The sequence below is a fragment of the Saccharothrix luteola genome (genome assembly GCF_020859565.1).
Taxonomy (GTDB): Bacteria; Actinomycetota; Actinomycetes; order Mycobacteriales; family Pseudonocardiaceae; genus Actinosynnema; species Actinosynnema luteola.
On sequence record NZ_JAJHUO010000026.1, the window covers coordinates 111548 to 129251 of the forward strand.

A 17704-nucleotide genomic window follows, 5' to 3' on the forward strand; every position below is an offset into this window, starting at 1 on the left:
CCTGTACCGTGGTCGCCGTGACGGTCGCGCTCACCTCTTCCACGGTTGCCCTTGGTCCCGATTGGCTCGACCCGCAAATCCTGCTCCAAGGACTCGGGCCGTACATGCTGGTCGGGCTGTGCTTCATCGTCTTCGCGGAGTGCGGCCTGCTGGTGGGGTTCTTCCTGCCCGGCGACTCGCTGCTGTTCACCGCGGGCCTGTTCGTGGCCTCGGGGCTGCTGGACTACCCGCTGTGGCTGGTGTGCCTGCTGCTCACGGCGTGCGCGCTCGCGGGCAACGTGGTCGGCTACTGGATCGGGTACCGCGCCGGACCGGCGTTGTTCAACAAGCCCGAGTCGAAGATCTTCAAGAAGGAGTACGTCGACAAGACGCACGAGTTCTTCGACAAGTACGGCGCGCGCGCGATCGTGATGGCCCGGTTCGTGCCGATCGTGCGGACGTTCATCACCGCCATGGCGGGCGTCGGCCGGATGGACGCGCGCAAGTACTTCACGTACTCGCTGATCGGCGGCGTCGCCTGGGCCGCGGGCCTCACGGTGCTCGGCTACTTCCTCGGCCAGATCCAGTTCGTGCGCGACAACCTCGAGATGATCCTGATCCTGATCGTGCTGATCTCGGTCGTCCCGATCATCATCGAGATCGTCAAGGCGCGCCGCGAGAAGAAGAGCCTGCTCGCGCAGGAAGCCGCCGACATCACCCAGGTCATCGACCGGGTGGACGAGACCCAGCGCATCAAGCCCCTCGACTAGAACCCCTGCGGGGTCGCGTCGGTCGTTCGCGCCATCCCGTGCGGTCGCGGGGGGGGGGGGGGGGCCCCCCCCCGGGGGGGGCGCGGGGGGGGGGGCGGGGGGGGGGGGGGGGGGGGCCGCCGCGTCGGTCGTCCGGTGCCCATCCTGCGGCGATCACGCTTTTCGATCGTCGCGGGATCGGCGGCGGACGACCGACTTCCAGGCGATCGCGCCGCCGTCTGCGGAGCAGCGGCCATCAAACACTGAACATCGAGCCCGGGTTGAAGAGGTTCTCCGGGTCCAGCGCGCGCTTGATCTCGCGGTGGACCCGCAGGCCGACCGGGCCGATCTCGCGCGCCAGCCACTCGCGCTTGATCTTGCCGACGCCGTGCTCGCCGGTGATCGTGCCGCCGAGCGCCAGCCCCAGGGCCAGGATCTCGTCGAACGCCCGCCGCGCCCGCGCGAACTCGTCCGCCGACGCCGCGTCGTAGACGATCGTGGGGTGCATGTTGCCGTCGCCGGCGTGCCCGACCACGGCGATCCGCAGCGCCACCGACTCGCTGATCCGCTCGCACCCGGCGATCAGGTCGGCGATCCTCGTCCGCGGCACGCACACGTCGTCGGTCAGCCACGCCCCGTAGATCTCCAGCGCGGGCAGCACGGCGCGCCGCGCGGTCAGCAGGTCGCGCCCCTCGCCGAGGTCGTCGGTGGCGTAGACGAGCTCGGCGCCCGCCGCGACGCACGCCTGCTCGATCGCCGCCAGCTCGTGCCGCCCCGCCTCGCCGCCCGCGTCGGACTGGCACATCAGCAGCGCCGCGCCGGCGTTCAGGTCGGTCTTCAGGTACTGCTCGACGGCCCGGATGGACGTGCGGTCCATGATCTCCATCAACGACGGCACGATGCCCTCGGTCACCACGCGGCTCACCGCGGCGCCCGCGTCCGCCGTGCTGCCGAACGTGGCCACCAGCGTGGCGGGCGCCTGCGGCAACGGCCGCAGCGCCAGGGTCGCCCGGGTGATCACGCCGAGCGTGCCCTCGCTGCCGATGAACAGCTTGGTCAGGTCGTACCCGGCGACGCCCTTGACGGTGCGCCGACCGGTCCGCAGCAGCTCGCCGTCGGCCAGCACCACGTCGAGCCCCAGCACGGAGTCCGTGGTCACGCCGTACTTCACGCAGCACAGCCCGCCCGCGTTGGTGGACAGGTTCCCGCCGATGGTGCACCAGTCGTAGCTGGACGGGTCGGGCGGGTAGAACAGCCCGTGCTTCTCCACCGCGCCGCGCAGGTCGAGGTTCACCACGCCCGGCTCGACCACGGCCAGCCGGTTGTCCGGGTCGACCTCTACGATCGCGTTCATCTTCGTGGTCACGAGCACCACGCAGCCCTCGACGGCGTTCGCCGCGCCGGACAGCCCGCTGCCCGCCCCGCGCGGCACGATCGGCGTCCGAGCCGCCGCGCAGGCCCGCACGACCGCCTGCACCTGTGCCGCGGACGTCGGCAGCACCACCGCCAGCGGCTGCCCGTAGGGAGCCAACGGCATCATGTCGCGCTGGTAGCTCGCGGTCACGTCGACGTCGGTCAGCACCGCGTCGGCGCCGACGGCGGAGCGGAGTTCGGCGAGCAAGGCCTCCATCCGTCCACGCTAACCCGCGTGACGGTGATCACTCCAGTCCGTGTTCACGCCGGTGCGGACCGCCACGTCCCCGAGGCTTCGGCAACGCGTTATCCCCATGTCGCCCAGTCGACGCCGAGGTCCCACGTAGGCTGCATGGCGTGGTGTTGTCCGCAACGTCCGAGACTGTCGCATTCGTTCAGCTCGATTCCGCAGGCCCGATGGCCGTGTGGCTGATCACGCTGAGCTTCATCTTCTTCGAGTGCGCCTTCATCTTCGGCCTGTTCCTGCCCGGCGATTCGCTGCTGTTCGCCGCCGGTGTGGTGCTCGCGTCCCACGAGGCCGAGCTGTCCGCCTGGCTGCTGTCGGGGGTCGCGCTCGCCGTGGCCGTCGTCGGCAACCAGATCGGCTACTACATCGGCCGGCACACCGGCACCCGCCTGCTGGCCCGCCGCGGCGGCAAGGTCCTCAACAAGGAGAACCTCGCCAAGGCCCGCGACTTCCTCGACCGACGAGGCTTCTGGGCGATCGTGCTGGCCCGGTGGATCCCCTGGGTCCGCACGCTGGCGCCGATGATCGCCGGCGCGGCGCGGATGGACCCGAAGCGGTTCATGCTGGCCACGACCATCGGCGCGATCGCGTGGGTGCCGACGCTGGTGCTGGCCGGCTACTACGGCGCGGGCCTGCTGACCTCCGTGCCGTGGCTGGAGACGGTGGCGGTCGTCGTGAGCATCGCGTTCTTCGTCTTCGGCACCGCCTACGGCCTGTTCCGGTACCGGCAGGAGATGAAGAAGCCGGTGGACGAAGAGGTCACCGCGGCGTCGTGACGCTCACAGCACCTCGGTGATCACGAGGTCGGCGGCGGACTTGGACGCGTTCACCATGAGCGCGTTCACGTGGTCGGTGCCGTGCAGCACGCGTTCGCTCGCGTCCTCCACCGACCGCCCGTACCGGACGTGCCGGTCGATCAGGCGCGCCACCCGCAGGCCTTCGTCGATCATCAGGAACCACGCCTCGTCCAGCACGACCCGCACGCGCTTCCACTTGTCGTACTGCATCAGCAGGTAGTTGCCCTCGGTGACGACCAGCGGCACGGCCGGGTCGACCGGCACCGCGCACGCGATCGGCTCCTCGATCTCGCGGCGGAACTCCGGCGCGTACACCACGTCGGGCCCGCACGCCTTCAGCCGGCCGAGCAGGTCGACGTAGCCGGGGACGTCGAACGTGTCCGGCGCGCCCTTGCGGTCGGCGATGCCCAGCCGGTCCAGCTCGCGCTGGGCCAGGTGGAAGCCGTCCATGCCGACCAGGGCGGCGTCCTCGCCCAGCGCGTCGACCAGCCGGCGCGCCAACGTCGACTTGCCCGAGCCCGGCGCGCCGCCGATGCCGAGGAGCCTGCGCTCACCGGTGTCCACCAGCAGCCGCGCCCGGTCGACCAGCTCGTCGAACTTCACCCGCTGTCCCGCCACCGTCCCAGCTCCTCCACCCAGTCCCACGCGGTGTGGCGCACCCGCACCGCGGCGACCTCGTTCGCGGACCGGACGGCGTCCTCCACCGCCAGGCCCTCGGCGACCGCGACCGCCAGGGCACCGTGCCACACGTCGCCCGCGCCGTTGGTGTCGCGCGCCTCGACAACTCCTACCGGTTGCGAACCGGTGACACCACCACGCGACCAGGTGACGGGACGCGGGCCGTGCGTGCGGATCACCAGCGGCACGCCCCTGGCGTGCAGCTCGGCCTCCGACAGCTCGAACGCGGCCGAGCACGCGGCCACGTCCACCAGCGGCAGCAGGTCGTCCAGCACGGGTTTCCAGCTGCCCGCGTCCAGCACCACGGGCACGCCCAAGCGTCTCGCGTGACGTGCGGCCTGGAGGGCGAGCGGCCCGAGGTGGCCGTCCACCAGCACCACGTCGGACGCCTCCACCAGCGCCGGGTCCACGGCGACGTCCGCGTCGAACCCGGCGGCGTTGCGCGAGATCACGGTCCGCTCGCCGTCGCGCTCGCGCACCGCGACCATGCTCAGCGCCGGACCGCCGGCGCCGACCGAGCGCACCTCAACCGGGTGCAGCCGCGCCAGCGCGAAGTCGCCGAGCTCGCCGCCCAGCGCGGTCAGCAGCACGGCCCGGTGCCCCAGCGCGGCCACCGCGCGCGCCGCGTTCGCCGCCGGACCGCCGGGCGACAGGTGCACGCCGAGGGACTGCACCTTCTGCCCGGGGACGGGGAACTCGGCCACCCGCTGGCTCACGTCGACGGTCGTCAGCCCGACACACAGCACAGAAGCCACGGCGCCTCCCTCCTACCAGGTAAAGTCCCCACGCAATCGCTTGCGCCAGCCCGAACGGGGACGAGTCCATGGTCACCATGCGGGAGGTCGCCAGTCTCGCCGGCGTCTCCATCACCACGGTCTCACACGTGATCAACGAGACCAGGTCGGTCGCCTCGGCGACCAGGGAACGGGTGCTCAAGGCGATCGAGGAGACCGGCTACACCGGCGACGCCATCGCGCGCTCGCTCGTCACCGGCGGCACGAAGTCGCTCGGCCTCGCGGTGTCGCTGGTCTCGCACCCGTACTTCGCCGAGCTGATCGCGGCGATCGAGGGCGAGGCCACCAGGTCGGGCTACACGCTCGTGCTCATCGACACCCGCGACACCGCCGAGTCCGAGCAGGCCGCGGTGCGGATGCTCCGCTCACGGCGGGTGGACGGGGTGCTGCTCACGCCGACGTCCGGCTCGGCCGCGTTGCCCGAGCTGCGCCGGTTGGGCGTGCCGACGGTGCTGGTGGACCGGCTCACCGTGGCCAAGGACGTCGACCAGGTCGGCCCGGAGAACGTGCAGGCCACGTCGACGCTGGTCCGGCACCTGGCCGAGCTGGGCCACCGGCGGATCGGGCTGGTGTCCGGCCAGCCGGGGCTCGCGACCACGGACGAGCGGGTGCTCGGCTACCGGCTCGGGCTCGGCCGGGCGGGGCTGGCGTGGGACGAGGACCTCGTGCGGCCGTCGTTGGAACCGCTGCTCGGGCAGGTCTCGGGCGTGGTGGTGAACGACCACCAGGTGCTGGTGGACGTGGTGCGCACGGCGCGGGCGCGCGGTGTCCGGATCGGGTCGGAGCTGGCGCTGGTGACCTACGACGAGGTGGAGTGGGCCGAGCTGGTCGACCCGCCGCTGACCTCGATGGCGCAGCCCGTGGAGGAGATCGGGCGCACGGCGGTGCGGCTGCTGCTGGCCCGCATCGAGGACCCGGACCGGGCACCGGAGACGATCCGGCTGCCGCCCGTGCTGCGGCACCGGCAGTCGTGCGGCTGCCACTGACGGCTCAGCTCCGCGACGGCGGGATCCCGTCGCGCTCCAGCAGGGCGGCGGCCTCCAGCGCCATCCAGCCGCCGAGCTGGACGGACAGGTCGCGCTCCGGACCGTTGCCCTTCACCGCGGGTTCGGACCACTCCGGGCCGAACAGCGGTCCGCTCACCACCGCGGTCCGGTTCGCCCACACCGCGTTCGCCGAGCCGAACACGAGGTCCGCCGCGCGTGCCGCCTGGGGCCGGTCGAGCCGCAGCGCGGCCTGCGCCAGGTAGCGGGCGAGGATGCCGCTGAACAGGCCGCCGTCGCCGCCGCCGTGCCCGCGCAGGACGCCGTCGGTGGCCAGGTGCTTGTCGACGGCGTCGATGATCCGCGCCGCCTTGTCCTGGTAGCGGCCCCCCAGTTCGACGCACGCGCCGAGCACCACGCCCTGGCAGTAGGTGTAGAAGTTCTTCTCGACCTCGCGGATCGTGCCGTCGGGGTGGACGTGCAGCCCGTCCCACACCAGCCCGGTCTCCGGGTCCGCCAGGTTGTCCTCGACCCAGTCCACGATGGAACGGGCGCGGGCGAGGTCAGCCCGCGCGCCGAGCCGGGCGAACAGGATCGCCGCCGGACCGTTGGCGGGCACGTTCTTGAAGTCGTCGTCGCGCCGCCACCAGATGCCGCCGCCGCCGTGGTCGGTCCAGCCCGCGCGGAGGCGATCGGCGATCGTGGCGATGGCGTTCGGCTTGGCGATCCCGACTTCCCGCTCGGCGCGCAACAGCGCGAGGCCGAGCCACGCCACGTCGTCGTAGTAGTCGTTGGTCCAGCCGACCAGGTTGCGCACGCGGATGCCGCGCACGAGCCGCTGCACCAACGCCACCCGCGCGTCCTTCGGCGAGCGGAGCTGGGCGTCCAGGACGCAGTCCAGCAGGTGCGCCTGCCACCAATAGCCGAACCGGACGTGCAGCCGGGCGGGCCAGCCGGGCGGCCAGGCGACCGCGCCGAGGGCCGTGCCCGGAACCCCCCAGACCCGACGCAGGTGCCGGGACTCGACGGCGCGTTCGGCGACACCGGCGCGCGCGGCGAGGAGCTTCGGTGGTGACGTCACCTCACCAGCGTGCCGACTGAACCGTTCAAGAAGCTCGCCGGAACAGTTCCCAGTGGTAGAGCCCCATCGCGACGCTCGTGGTCAGGTTGTAGCTCGACACCTTCGGCCGCATGGGCAGCGAGACCACCAGGTCCGCCCGCGCCCGCACCTCGGGCGACAGCCCGTGCCGCTCCGAGCCGAAGGCCAGCACCGCGTCGTCGGGGATCCGCACGTCGCGCAGCTCCCGGCCGTCGGCGTCGAACGCGATCACCGTGCCGCGGACGTCGTCGATCCCGTCCAGCCGGCCGACGGGCAGCGCGAAGTGCAACCCGGCGCTGCCGCGCAGGACGTTCGGGTGCCACGGGTCGACGTCGCCGAGCGACACCACCCCACCGGCCCCGAGCCCGGCCGCCACCCGGATCACCGCGCCGAAGTTGCCCAGGTTGCGCGGGTTGTCCAGCAGCACCAGCGGCGCGCTGCGCCCCTCGCGCCCCCACTCGACCACGGGCCGTTCGGCGAGCCCACCGACCCCGGTCGGGTGCGACCGCCCGATGACGCGCTCGAACTCGGCCGCCCCGACCACCCGCGCCTGCTCGAAGACCTCCACGAGGTCGGGCGCGTGGGATCGCGCGAGCCCCACCGCTTTGTCCCGGTCGAGCACCACCACGGTCCCCACCGATCCCCCGAACCGAACCGCGTGCTTGACCGCGTGAAACCCTTCGAGGACCACTCGCTGGACCACGTCACCCCCGGCGTCGGTACGACCGTGGCGATCGTAGTCACGGCAGTGCGGACGGCGTGTCGAGCTTCAAGCCGACCTTCCGGTAGCCGGGCAGGTCGCGCACGGTGAGCGACGCGACCATGCGGCCCTCCCGATCCAGGGACGCGGTCAAGACGTAGTCGTCACCGGGCGTGAGTCCGAGGTGCTCGAAGTTCACCGCCCATCGCTTCGGGAGAACGATCCGGTACTCGACCACTTTCGTGATCTCGCTGAACGACACGAGAAAGCTGTCCGGTCCATCGCCGGACACGAAGGGCAGGCACTTCTTCGGCCAGAACACATCCGCGACGAAGGTGAATTCTTCACCCCGGAAGATCGGTCGGTCGAGGTGGACGAACGCTTTGACCTGACCTTTGCGGATCCAGCGGTGAGTGCTGTCCAAGCGCGTGCCGCCGAGACCGTGCCGTGCGGGAGTGCGGACTTCGACCTTCACCCTGCCCTGGTGTTTCTCCGGCCAGTCCCAGTTGACCCGGTCGTGGAAGCTGACGAAGTCCAGCCGGTCGCATTCCGCCACGACGGTGAAGCACACCCGCTGGTCCACGTCGCCGTTCTCGCTGACCCGGACTTCCTGCAACCATGCTTGAACGCGCCAGCACCGCCCGCGTTCCTTCTCGATCAACGCGCAGTAGTAAGCCAGAAGACTCGAGTGAAGGTCGGCGGTCCACGCCTTCTTCCGACGACGAAACCAGTCCACTCGCGTCCACCCCCTCGCCAGCAGGGTAGGACTTGGACATGATGCTTTACGGCGATGTAGCTCGAACAGCCGCGCGTGATGTTAGACCGATTCAGTGACAAGCTTCGGTGTGCGTCGGCGAGGCCTGTTCATCGCGTCGTTTGAGGTAGTAGCCGGTCCACGAGACCAGCACGACGACCGCCACGAGCACCTGCACCAGGCGTGCGGCGGAGTCCGGGTAGAGGACGCCGTCGATGTAGGTGTCGATGAAGCCGTTGGGGAGTTGCGGTCGGCCGGCGGCGGCGCGGAGTTCGTTCTCCAGCCACGTGAGGGGGCAGGCGAGCGGGAACAGGACGATCAGCAGGCCCCAGGCCGCCATCGCCAGGTGGAAGTACAGCACCCTCGGCCACCGCCAGGCCAGGAACCCCCCGACCACGAGGAAGACCAGCACGGCGAAGTGCACCACCATGACCAGCTCGGCTAAAGCGTGCGCGACCATAGCGACCTCCCTGCTTCCCACAGTAGGCCGCCAAGCGATCACGTGCCGCCTCAATTACGCGGCACGCCCGCGTTCAGCCCCGCGGCAGCGCCTGCCACGGCACCCGGCCCGCCACGTCCAGCAGCAGGTCGGTCAGGTGGGCGAGCGGGGCCTGCAGCAGCGGGCCCGGCACGGCGGCGGCGAGGTTGTGCTCGTCGAACGCGATCGCCACCCCGTTCGCCCGCGGGTCCTGCACCAAGCCCTGCGTGAGGCCGGAGGCGAGCAGCGCGGAGGCGAACGCGGGGTTGCGGCGGCGCACCTCGTAGCGCGCGTCGAACACCGGGTCGCCGGACTCGACGAACTGCTCGAACAACCCCCACACGCTGTCCTCGCGCGGGCTGATCAGCACCCACGGGCCCGGCATCGGGCGGGGCACGACCACCACCGCGTAGGTGCGGTACTCCGACGTGACCACGTTGTCCGCCCGGAACACCACCTCCACGGCCAGCACGGGCACACCGCGCCAGTGGCCGACGAGCTGGAACTTCACCCGGCTCCGGTCGGCCTCCAGCATCCGCCCGATCTGCGGCACCCGTTCCTGGAAGCCCTGGTCCTCGGCGACGAACCGCCACCCCAGGGACGCCTCCAGCGCCCGCATCTGCTGCTCCCACTGGTTCACGAACTGCTGGTTCGTGAACGGGTTCCGCTTCCGACGCGCCAACCCCACCGCGACCCCGACGCCCAGGATCGCCACGATCACCAGCAGCAGGACCAGGGCGCCCGCCATGTCAGGCCAGGCCCAGGTCGGCCAGGTCCAGCAGGTACCGGTACGGCAGCCCCGCCTCCTCGATCACCTCGCGCGCGCCCGTGCCGCGGTCGACGACCGTCGCGACGCCGATCACCGTGGCACCCTGCTCGCGCAGCGCCTCGACGGCGGTCAGCACGCTGCCACCGGTGGTGGACGTGTCCTCGACCGCCAGCACCCGCTGCCCGGCGACCTCGATGCCCTCGATCCGGCGCTGCATGCCGTGCTGCTTGGCCGCCTTGCGCACGACGAACGCGTCCAGCACCTCGCCCGCGTTCGCGGCGGCGTGCATCATCGCGCACGCCACCGGGTCGGCGCCCAACGTCAACCCGCCCGCGGCCACGTAGTCCCAGTCGGCGGTGAGCTGCCGGAGCAGCTTGCCGATCAGGGGCGACGCGGCGTGGTGCAGCGTCGCCCGGCGCAGGTCGATGTAGTAGTCGGCCTCGGCGCCCGAGGACAGCGTCACCTTGCCGTGCACCACGGCCAACTCGCTCACCAACCGCGCCAGCTCGGCCTTGGCCGCGGCATCCAGGACCACTTCAGTTCGCACGGCTGCCAAGAGTGTCATACCGCGCCGTACGCTGGCACACCGTGACCCTTCCCGGCACCGACACCTTGATCATCGAGCAGCCCTGGGGCGTGCTGCGCCACCTGCTGGGCACCAGGTACCGGAACGACGTCTACGACGGCGGTGGCGCGTTGATCGCGTCGGTCTCCGAGCGCCGGTTCCTCGGGCCGCTGCGGAAGTTGTTGCGCGCCACCGCGTTCTCCGGCCGGACGACGTTCGACCTCGCCCTGGCCGACCGCGGGCGGCAGCTGCTGCTGATCCGCAAGGGGTCCGGCAAGCCGCCGACGCGCGTGACGTGGCCGAACGGCTCGGTGGTCGGCTCGGTGCGGCACGAGGGGCACGGCGCCTACGGCCTGCTCGACGCGGGCGGGCAGCGGCTGTGCCTGCTGCACGAGGTGGCGTCGTTCAGCCCGGGCGCGATCGTGAAGCGGGACGGGCGGCGCGTGCGGCGGGACGTGCTGACCCTGCGGCCGGGCACGCCGGACCCGGTCCGCTCGCTGGCGATCGCGGCGGCCGTGGCGTACGACGTGGTGCGCGGGGTGGGGACGAACCACACCAGCGCGGGCGGGTTCGACTTCCCCACGTTGACCTGAGCCCGGACCGACCGGCACGCGCCGCGCCTCAGCGCTGATCGACCCCGCGCGTCCAGCCTCGGTGCGGACCTTCGCGCAAGGTCGCGGGCGGGTTGCGTCGCCGGTGCGGATGCGGGAGGTGACCATGCTCGGTGGACGGCGGGCGTGTCGTCCCAGGGCGGCGAATCGAGCCGGGTACAGACGCTCGGCCCGCCGGTCTTGACGACGAACACGTGGTGCGCGCCGCGTGCGTGCGGGTGGCGGGCGTGGTCGCGTTGGGTGTGCGGCGCGTCGGCGCTGCTCACCACCCCGGCCGGGTTGGTCGTGTCCGCAACGGCGTGAATCCGGCCGGCCCTTCGCCGGCGGGGACCTGTCGCCGACCCGCGACGATCCCGCCATCGTGGCACGACACGGCCATCAGGTGCACCCAGGGCCCGCCGATTCGGCCGAACGAGCCGGCCACGGACTTGCCGTCGATGTGCCGCCCTTCGCACGCACCCGGATTCGTCGCCCGTCCGAAGCTGCGCAGGCGTCCCCGCCAAGGGGACCCCTGCTTTTATCCTGCCCAGCGGTCCGACAGTTCGGGGTGGTCAGGCCGGCACCTGTGGACAACTCCGCGGAGCCCTCGGCGCCAGGCCTGACCTCCCCTCGTCTACCAGGCGTCCTCGGTGAACTTGTTCGGCTCGTCGTCGTCATCGTCGCCGCGCCCACCCGGCCGGGACGAGCCCGCCGAGACGACGTCCTCCGGGTCGTTGCCCTCCTGGATCGCCGTGTACGCGCGCTGCAGGTCCGGCACACCGGTCTGCAGAGCGCGCTGCACACCCTCATCGTCCACGGCCCGCCCGGACGCGATGTCCTCCCAGGACATCTCGCCCGCGTCGACCCGCCGTGCCAGCTCCTTCAGCTCACGGGGCGCGCCGGGGCTGTGGGCGAACCGCGAGATCTCGGCGAAGTCCGCCTGCGTCAGCCCCCGCGACCGCAGCTGCACCTGGCTCGCCGCCCGCGCGGTCTCCTCGACGTTCGCCATCCGCTTCTCGACGTCGGCGACCAGCGCGTCCAGCTTCGCCTTGTCATACGGGAACGTCACTGCCCATCACCCCCACCGGACCCGGAGCCCGAACTCGCGCCGGCCGGAGCGGGCGCCGGTGATGTGGGCGGCGGCTGGCTGTAGCGGCCGTTCGCCGCGTTGCCGGCTTTGCCCAGGCCGTAGGCGCCCAGCCCGACACCGATCGCCCCGGACTTCGCCGCGGCCACGCCGTTGTCGTACTTCTCCTTGCCGTCCTGGTACCCGTCGACCACGTCGAGCAGGTCGCTGACGTCGCGCACGTCCTTCAGCTTGGACAGCGCGGTGCCCATGGCCACGATGCCGTCAATCATGCCCTGGACGCCCTCGATCAGCGTCTGGATCGAAATGATGATCTTGCGGATGGCGTCCACGATCTGGATCGCGTCGTAGACCATCCACACCGCGCGGCCCCAGCCGACGACCGGGATCCACGCCGTCATCGCGGCTTCCATCAGCTTGCCGACCAGCATGTCCAGCAGCGTCAACGCCAGGCCGCACGCGGTGCGGCAGGTACTCGCCGTCGAGCGGAACTGGTTGCCGATGATCCGCGCGATCTGCGAGTCCGCCTCGATGGCGATCACCCACATGGTGCCCATGCGCGTCTCGAACGCCTTGGCCGCGTCACCGTCCCAGTGCGACGATAGCTGCTCGGCGCCCGCGTCCACGTTGTGCCGCACGGAGTCGAGCGCCTTGGCGACCCGGTCCCACGCGTTGGCGTTCTCGTCGATCTTCTCGAAGTCGCCGAGCAGCGGCTTGATCAGCGCGTCGAGCAGGTTCTCGCCGGTGACCTTCTCGTAGATCCAGTTGACGCCCTGGATCTTCCAGCCGGCCTTCTCGATGAGCTCCTTGGTCGACTGCCGGCCGGGCCGGTCCTCCGCGGCGGCGCTGAGCGCGACCGACGGGTCTTCGACGTCCGCGTACGCGGTCATCGGCCGCCACCTCCGAGCGACGGGGCCTCGGACACGCTGTGGAGCTGGGAGAGCACCCGGTCGAGGACGCTCATCACCATCTCCTCGTTCTTCTCGTACATGTCGGCGGCCTTGTTGAGGCTCTCCGCCTCCTTGACCATCATCTGGTTCGCGAAGTCGAGGGTCTCCCCGTAGAGGGACGCCACGCCCGTCACGATGGGCTGCAGCAGCGAGAGCAGACCGGTGAACCCCGAGGTGTCGCCACCCTTGGAGATCGCGTGGTCCTTGATCGTCATGAAGTGCTGCGCGTTGCGCGTCAGCAACTCGCCGTAGCCGCGGAGCTCAGGCGGCTCCACGCTGAACTGTTCGCCCATGGACGGTTCCTCCCTGTTCCAACTAGTGGAGTGGGACGGACCGGACCGGGTTCGGGTTCCCGGCTCTTTATGTGCGTCCTCGTCCGCCCGCCGCGCGGGAGGCTATCCGCCTGAGCAGCGCGCGCGGAACCAGCCGGGCCAACACCGTGATGGCTTTGTACTGGGCGCCCGGCACGGACAGCGTCCGGCCCGCGCGCAGGTCGGCGAGGCAGTCGTGCACCACCCGGTCGGCGTCGAGGTAGAACAGGTCGGGGGTCGAGGACATGTCGATCTTCGCCCGTTGGTGGAACTCGGTGCGCACGAAACCCGGGCACAACGCCATCACGCGCACACCAGTGCCCGCCGTGGCCATCGACATGCCCTCGGAGAACGCGGTCACCCACGCCTTGTCCGCGCTGTAGGTCGTGCCGCGGCCGGGCAGGAAGCCCGCCACGCTGGACACGTTGACCACCGCGCCGCGCCCGCGTGCCACCATCCCCGGCAGCGCCGCGCGGGTCAGCCTCAGCACGCTCGTCACGTTCACGTCCAGCTGGGACTGCAGCTCCAGCGGGTCGGCGGTGGAGAACTCCGACGAGATCGCGAAGCCCGCGTTGTTGACCAGGAGGTCGACCTCGCGTTCGGCGAGGAAGTCGGCGACCTTCGTGCGGCCGGCGTCGGTGGCCAGGTCGGCGGGCAGCACGTCGGCGGCGATGCCGTGCGCGGCGCGCAGCTTGGCCGCCGTCTCCTCCAGCCGCCGTTCGTCGCGGGCGACGAGCACCAGGTCGTGCCCCTCGGCGGCGAGCCTGCGGGCGAACGCGGCGCCGATGCCCGACGACGCGCCCGTCACCAGGGCGGTCGGCGGCGTCACGGCTTGCGCCCGAACTGCGGGCGGTGGACCTCGCCACCGGTGTCGGACTCGGGGTCGGCCTCGAACGGGTCGATCACGTCGGCCAGTTCGCCGAGGTCGCGCAGGAGCCGTTCCAGGCGGGCGGGGGTCGAGTTGGGCGGTGCGGCGGCGAGCACCCAGTCGTCCTCCAGCCAGACGACGGTGACGTCACCGCCGATCTCCTCCGCGGCGTCGACCAGGTCGGGGGTTATGAGCTTGCGCGCGGCGGGCAGCTCGCTGACGAACGCGTACCGCGAGCCGACCGGTCCGAGCAGGTCGGGCATCTGGTCGCGTTGGAACGGCACGCTCGGCAGCCACAGCTCGATGACCACGGGCAACGCCCGGCGGCAGCGCACGCCGACCAGCACGGAGTTGACCTTGCCGCCGGTCTCGTGGTCGAGCACGTAGACCTGGCGGCGGCCGTCGGCGGTGAAGGTGGAGCCGGCGACGACGTCCTTGGCCACGCCCACGCCGTAGTAGGCGATGGCGCCGCTCTCCCAGCGGGTGGGCAGCACGTGGTCGGTCTCCTCGAACTGCCAGCCGCGCAGCGCCGCCCAGCGGCGGCGTTCGCGGTTTCGCGCGGTTCGCTGTGCCCGGTCGGTCGCGAGCAGGGCGAACCCCGCGACGCCCGCTACCGCGGCGACGGTGAACCAGACCCACGCCGGTATGCCCACGGTGCGAGAGTAGCGGGCGGCGATGAACAAACGAAGATCACTTGGGGCGTGGGTCGCGCAAACGGATCAAGCTGTTACCCGGCTCGCGGGTCTGCCGCGGTGATGGCTCAGGCACGTCCGACGACCGCCGGCCACGACTTATCCACAGGCCACAGCGTTGTCCACAGGCACGCCCCGGCCACTCGTCCGGCGTCGGTCTGGGCCGGCAGAGTAAAAATCGGGGATCCCCCGGTCGGGGACCCCTGCGGAGCGAGCCCGGAACGCGCGGGGCCCGGAAGACGCGGTGAACGCGGACCGCAGAACACGGCGGAATGCGGGACCGCAGAACGCGGCGGAATGCAGAACGGCAGAACCCCGGACTCCCGGACTCCCGGACGGAACGCTACGAGGTCGGACGGAGCGCTACGAGGCAATAGGCGGCGTGCGCGGTCAAGGCCGTGAGGTGGCGGGCGCGCTCGGGAGCCGGTGATCCCGGCTGCACCGAGCGCGTCCCGCCGGACCTCGGACGAACGTCGAACGTGCCGAGGTCAGGCCTTGCCGACGATCAGGCCCGAGTGGTCCTCCAGCACCTCGACCTTCACCGTGTCACCGTCACGCACCTCGCCCGCCAGCAGCTCCTTCGCCAACTGGTCACCGATGGACGACTGCACCAGCCGCCGCAAAGGACGGGCCCCGTACACCGGGTCGAAGCCGTTCAACGCCAGCCACTCGCGCGCGGCGGGGGTGACGTCCAAGGTCAGCCGCCGCTGCGCCAGCCGCTGCCCGAGCCGGTCCACCTGGATGTCCACGATGGACGTCAGCTCCTCGGTCGCCAGCGAGTGGAACACCACGACGTCGTCCAGCCGGTTGAGGAACTCCGGCTTGAAGTGCGTCCGCACGACCGACATCACGGCGTCGTTGCGCTGCCGCTCGTCCAGGGCGGCGTCCGCGATGACGTGCGAGCCCAGGTTCGACGTCAGCACCAGGATGGTGTTGCGGAAGTCGACCGTGCGGCCCTGGCCGTCGGTGAGCCTGCCGTCGTCGAGCACCTGCAGCAGCACGTCGAACACGTCCGGGTGGGCCTTCTCGACCTCGTCCAGCAGCACGACCGAGTACGGGCGGCGGCGGACCGACTCGGTCAGCTGGCCACCCTGGTCGTAGCCGACGTAGCCGGGGGGCGCGCCGACCAGGCGGGCCACCGAGTGCTTCTCGGAGTACTCGCTCATGTCGATCCGGATCATCGCGCGCTCGTCGTCGAACAGGAACTCCGCCAACGCCTTGGCCAGCTCCGTCTTGCCGACGCCGGTCGGGCCGAGGAACAGGAACGAGCCGGTCGGCCGGTCCGGGTCCGCCACGCCGGCACGGGTGCGCCGCACCGCGTCCGACACGACCCGCACCGCCTCGGCCTGGCCGACCACACGCTTGGCCAGCTCCTCCTCCATGCGCAGCAGCTTCGCCGTCTCGCCTTCGAGCAGCCGGCCCGCCGGGATGCCCGTCCAGGCGGAGACCACGTCGGCCACGTCGTCCGGCCCGACCTCCTCCTTCAGCATCACGGCGGCGTCCTGGGTGGTGCGGGTGGCCGCCTCCAGCTCCTTCTCCAACGCCGGGATGCGCCCGTACCGCAGCTCGGCGGCCCGACCGAGGTCACCGTCGCGCTCGGCCCGCTCCGACTCGCCGCGCAGCTGCTCCAGCTGCTCCTTGAGGTCGCGGACCTTCTCGATCGAGCCCTTCTCGTTCTGCCACCGCGCGGTCAGCCCGGACAGGTCCTCGCGCTGCTCGGCCAGCTCGGCGCGCAGCGCGGCCAGGCGTTCCACCGAGGCCGCGTCCGACTCCTTGGCCAGCGCCATCTCCTCGATCTCCAACCGGCGCACCGCGCGTTCGACCTCGTCGATCTCGACCGGGCGGGAGTCGATCTCCATGCGCAGCCGGGACGCGGACTCGTCCACCAGGTCGATGGCCTTGTCCGGAAGGAAGCGGGCGGTGATGTACCGGTCGGACAGGGTGGCGGCGGCGACCAGGGCGGCGTCGGTGATGCGCACGCCGTGGTGCACCTCGTAGCGGTCCTTGAGGCCGCGCAGGATGCCGATCGTGTCCTCGACCGACGGCTCGCCGACCAGGACCTGCTGGAAGCGGCGCTCCAGGGCGGCGTCCTTCTCGATGTGCTCGCGGTACTCGTCCAACGTGGTCGCGCCGACCATCCGCAGCTCGCCGCGGGCCAGCATGGGCTTGATCATGTTGCCCGCGTCCATGGCGGACTCGCCGGTCGCACCCGCGCCCACGATCGTGTGAAGCTCGTCGATGAACGTGACGACCTGGCCCGCGGAGTCGGTGATCTCCTTGAGCACGGCCTTCAGCCGCTCCTCGAACTCGCCCCGGTACTTCGCGCCGGCCACCATCGAGCCGAGGTCGAGCGCGACGACCTTCTTCCCGCGCAGGCTCTCGGGCACGTCGCCGGCGATGATCCGCTGGGCCAGGCCCTCGACGATGGCGGTCTTGCCGACACCCGGCTCGCCGATCAGCACCGGGTTGTTCTTCGTGCGGCGCGAGAGCACCTGCACCACGCGGCGGATCTCGGTGTTGCGGCCGATGACCGGGTCCAGCTCGCCCTTGCGCGCGCGTTCGGTCAGGTCGACGCCGTACTTCTCCAACGCCTTGTAGGTGCCCTCCGGGTCCGGGCTGGTGACCCGCGCCGAACCGCGGACCTTGCCGAACGCCTCCTTGAGCGCCTCGGGGTGCGCGCCGTGGCGGCGCAGCAGGTCGGCGACCTGGCCGCCGTGGTGGGCGAGGCCGACCAGCAGGTGCTCGGTCGACACGTACTCGTCACCCATCTCGGTGGCGAGTTCCTGGGCCTTGCCCAGCACGCGGACCGAGTCGCGGGAGAACTGGGGCGCCGACACGGACGACCCGCTGGCCGCGGGCAGCGCCCTGGTCAGCTGTTCCAGCTCCTTGTGCACCTGCTTCGGGTCCGCGCCGACGGCGGAGAGCAGGGGCGCGGTCAGGCCGTCGCCCTGGGCCAGGAGGGCGCCGAGGAGGTGGACCGGGCCGACGTCGGGGTTGCCCGCGATGGTCGCCGCCTGCACGGCGGCGGACACGGCCTGTTGCGTCTTCGTGGTCGGGTTGAAAGCGTCCATTCCTCACCTCGGTCGGTGTCGTGCGCAGGGGCCGGCGTGCGGGGCCGGCCGTCACTCCGGTCAACGTCAGAAAAGTTGAGCCAGTTCCGCTCAACCTAGTGGAATCGTGTGGTGTGGGCCACGGTGGTCG

19 protein-coding genes are annotated in these 17704 nt (G+C 71.4%); 4 read left to right on the forward strand and 15 right to left on the reverse strand.

The annotated features are described in order from the left end of the window. Positions 1 to 8: 8 nt before the first annotated feature. Entirely contained in the window at positions 9 to 749 is a 741-nt protein-coding gene (locus LNK82_RS32865; protein ID WP_230570792.1) for a DedA family protein, read from the forward strand. A gap of 235 nt (positions 750 to 984) precedes the next feature. Here the strand turns inward: LNK82_RS32865 and LNK82_RS32870 are convergent, their stop codons facing one another. Further along, complete coding sequence (locus LNK82_RS32870) at positions 985 to 2358, reverse strand: FAD-binding oxidoreductase (RefSeq protein ID WP_230570793.1); 1374 nt, start codon at positions 2356 to 2358, stop codon at positions 985 to 987. Positions 2359 to 2558: 200 nt separating this feature from the next. Here LNK82_RS32870 and LNK82_RS32875 point away from each other — a divergent pair, with 200 nt between their 5' ends. Then, complete coding sequence (locus LNK82_RS32875) at positions 2559 to 3164, forward strand: DedA family protein (RefSeq protein WP_230570794.1); 606 nt, start codon at positions 2559 to 2561, stop codon at positions 3162 to 3164. A 3-nt stretch (positions 3165 to 3167) separates the two neighbouring features. On the opposite strand, the gene LNK82_RS32880 is transcribed toward LNK82_RS32875, so the two are convergent. Next, positions 3168 to 3803 (reverse strand): nucleoside/nucleotide kinase family protein, encoded by a 636-nt coding sequence (locus tag LNK82_RS32880; RefSeq protein ID WP_230570795.1) that lies wholly within the window; start codon positions 3801 to 3803, stop codon positions 3168 to 3170. Continuing rightward, a complete protein-coding gene (locus tag LNK82_RS32885) occupies positions 3785 to 4609 on the reverse strand; it encodes a PfkB family carbohydrate kinase (protein WP_230570859.1) in 825 nt (274 codons plus the stop codon). Before LNK82_RS32885 ends, LNK82_RS32880 begins: the two co-directional genes overlap by 19 nt. A 77-nt stretch (positions 4610 to 4686) precedes the next feature. Between LNK82_RS32885 and LNK82_RS32890 the strand changes: the two genes are divergently transcribed. After that, the gene (locus tag LNK82_RS32890) at positions 4687 to 5643 is read left to right on the forward strand and encodes a LacI family DNA-binding transcriptional regulator (RefSeq protein WP_230570796.1); all 957 of its coding nucleotides are present in this window, start codon (positions 4687 to 4689) and stop codon (positions 5641 to 5643) included. A 4-nt stretch (positions 5644 to 5647) separates the two neighbouring features. On the opposite strand, the gene LNK82_RS32895 is transcribed toward LNK82_RS32890, so the two are convergent. The 6 genes from LNK82_RS32895 to pyrE all read right to left on the reverse strand — a co-directional run bounded on the left by LNK82_RS32895 (position 5648) and on the right by pyrE (position 9975). Next, the gene (locus LNK82_RS32895; RefSeq protein ID WP_230570797.1) at positions 5648 to 6721 is read right to left on the reverse strand and encodes a glycoside hydrolase family 76 protein; all 1074 of its coding nucleotides are present in this window, start codon (positions 6719 to 6721) and stop codon (positions 5648 to 5650) included. A 25-nt stretch (positions 6722 to 6746) separates the two neighbouring features. Further along, on the reverse strand, positions 6747 to 7376 hold the full coding sequence (locus LNK82_RS32900; RefSeq protein ID WP_230570798.1) for a TrmH family RNA methyltransferase: 630 nt from the start codon (positions 7374 to 7376) through the stop codon (positions 6747 to 6749). A gap of 103 nt (positions 7377 to 7479) precedes the next feature. Further along, positions 7480 to 7914, reverse strand: a complete 435-nt coding sequence (locus LNK82_RS32905) for a hypothetical protein (RefSeq protein WP_230570799.1) — start codon at positions 7912 to 7914, stop codon at positions 7480 to 7482. Positions 7915 to 8266: 352 nt separating this feature from the next. Beyond that, entirely contained in the window at positions 8267 to 8653 is a 387-nt protein-coding gene (locus LNK82_RS32910) for a DUF2784 domain-containing protein (protein ID WP_230570800.1), read from the reverse strand. 73 nt (positions 8654 to 8726) lie between these two features. Further along, complete coding sequence (locus LNK82_RS32915; RefSeq protein WP_230570801.1) at positions 8727 to 9419, reverse strand: hypothetical protein; 693 nt, start codon at positions 9417 to 9419, stop codon at positions 8727 to 8729. A 1-nt stretch (position 9420) separates the two neighbouring features. Beyond that, positions 9421 to 9975 carry an orotate phosphoribosyltransferase gene (pyrE, locus tag LNK82_RS32920; protein ID WP_230570860.1) on the reverse strand — a complete coding sequence of 185 codons (555 nt, stop codon included), beginning with the start codon at positions 9973 to 9975 and terminating at the stop codon, positions 9421 to 9423. Between the two features lie 53 nt (positions 9976 to 10028). Here pyrE and LNK82_RS32925 point away from each other — a divergent pair, with 53 nt between their 5' ends. Continuing rightward, positions 10029 to 10598 (forward strand): hypothetical protein, encoded by a 570-nt coding sequence (locus tag LNK82_RS32925; RefSeq protein WP_230570802.1) that lies wholly within the window; start codon positions 10029 to 10031, stop codon positions 10596 to 10598. A gap of 631 nt (positions 10599 to 11229) precedes the next feature. Here the strand turns inward: LNK82_RS32925 and LNK82_RS32930 are convergent. The 6 genes from LNK82_RS32930 to clpB form a co-directional block, all read right to left on the reverse strand. Next, on the reverse strand, positions 11230 to 11664 hold the full coding sequence (locus LNK82_RS32930) for a hypothetical protein (protein ID WP_230570803.1): 435 nt from the start codon (positions 11662 to 11664) through the stop codon (positions 11230 to 11232). Continuing rightward, a complete protein-coding gene (locus LNK82_RS32935) occupies positions 11661 to 12572 on the reverse strand; it encodes a WXG100 family type VII secretion target (RefSeq protein WP_230570804.1) in 912 nt (303 codons plus the stop codon). The genes LNK82_RS32930 and LNK82_RS32935 overlap by 4 nt, the downstream gene beginning before the upstream one ends. Beyond that, the gene (locus tag LNK82_RS32940) at positions 12569 to 12925 is read right to left on the reverse strand and encodes a hypothetical protein (protein ID WP_230570805.1); all 357 of its coding nucleotides are present in this window, start codon (positions 12923 to 12925) and stop codon (positions 12569 to 12571) included. Before LNK82_RS32940 ends, LNK82_RS32935 begins: the two co-directional genes overlap by 4 nt. Positions 12926 to 12992: 67 nt before the next feature. Continuing rightward, a complete protein-coding gene (locus tag LNK82_RS32945) occupies positions 12993 to 13772 on the reverse strand; it encodes an SDR family NAD(P)-dependent oxidoreductase (RefSeq protein ID WP_230570806.1) in 780 nt (259 codons plus the stop codon). Beyond that, a complete protein-coding gene (locus LNK82_RS32950; protein WP_230570807.1) occupies positions 13769 to 14464 on the reverse strand; it encodes a TtfA family protein in 696 nt (231 codons plus the stop codon). The genes LNK82_RS32945 and LNK82_RS32950 overlap by 4 nt, the downstream gene beginning before the upstream one ends. 527 nt (positions 14465 to 14991) lie before the next feature. Then, positions 14992 to 17574, reverse strand: a complete 2583-nt coding sequence (gene clpB / locus LNK82_RS32955) for an ATP-dependent chaperone ClpB (RefSeq protein WP_230570808.1) — start codon at positions 17572 to 17574, stop codon at positions 14992 to 14994. Positions 17575 to 17704 lie beyond the last annotated feature (130 nt).

Coding starts and splice junctions, on each gene's coding strand:
- LNK82_RS32870 (WP_230570793.1), bottom strand. CDS start 2,358: ATGGAGGCCTTGCTCGCCGAACTCCGCTCCGCCGTCGGCGCCGACGCG.
- LNK82_RS32875 (WP_230570794.1), top strand. CDS start 2,559: ATGGCCGTGTGGCTGATCACGCTGAGCTTCATCTTCTTCGAGTGCGCC.
- LNK82_RS32890 (WP_230570796.1), top strand. CDS start 4,687: ATGGTCACCATGCGGGAGGTCGCCAGTCTCGCCGGCGTCTCCATCACC.
- LNK82_RS32910 (WP_230570800.1), bottom strand. CDS start 8,653: ATGGTCGCGCACGCTTTAGCCGAGCTGGTCATGGTGGTGCACTTCGCC.
- LNK82_RS32915 (WP_230570801.1), bottom strand. CDS start 9,419: ATGGCGGGCGCCCTGGTCCTGCTGCTGGTGATCGTGGCGATCCTGGGC.
- LNK82_RS32935 (WP_230570804.1), bottom strand. CDS start 12,572: ATGACCGCGTACGCGGACGTCGAAGACCCGTCGGTCGCGCTCAGCGCC.
- LNK82_RS32940 (WP_230570805.1), bottom strand. CDS start 12,925: ATGGGCGAACAGTTCAGCGTGGAGCCGCCTGAGCTCCGCGGCTACGGC.
- clpB (WP_230570808.1), bottom strand. CDS start 17,574: ATGGACGCTTTCAACCCGACCACGAAGACGCAACAGGCCGTGTCCGCC.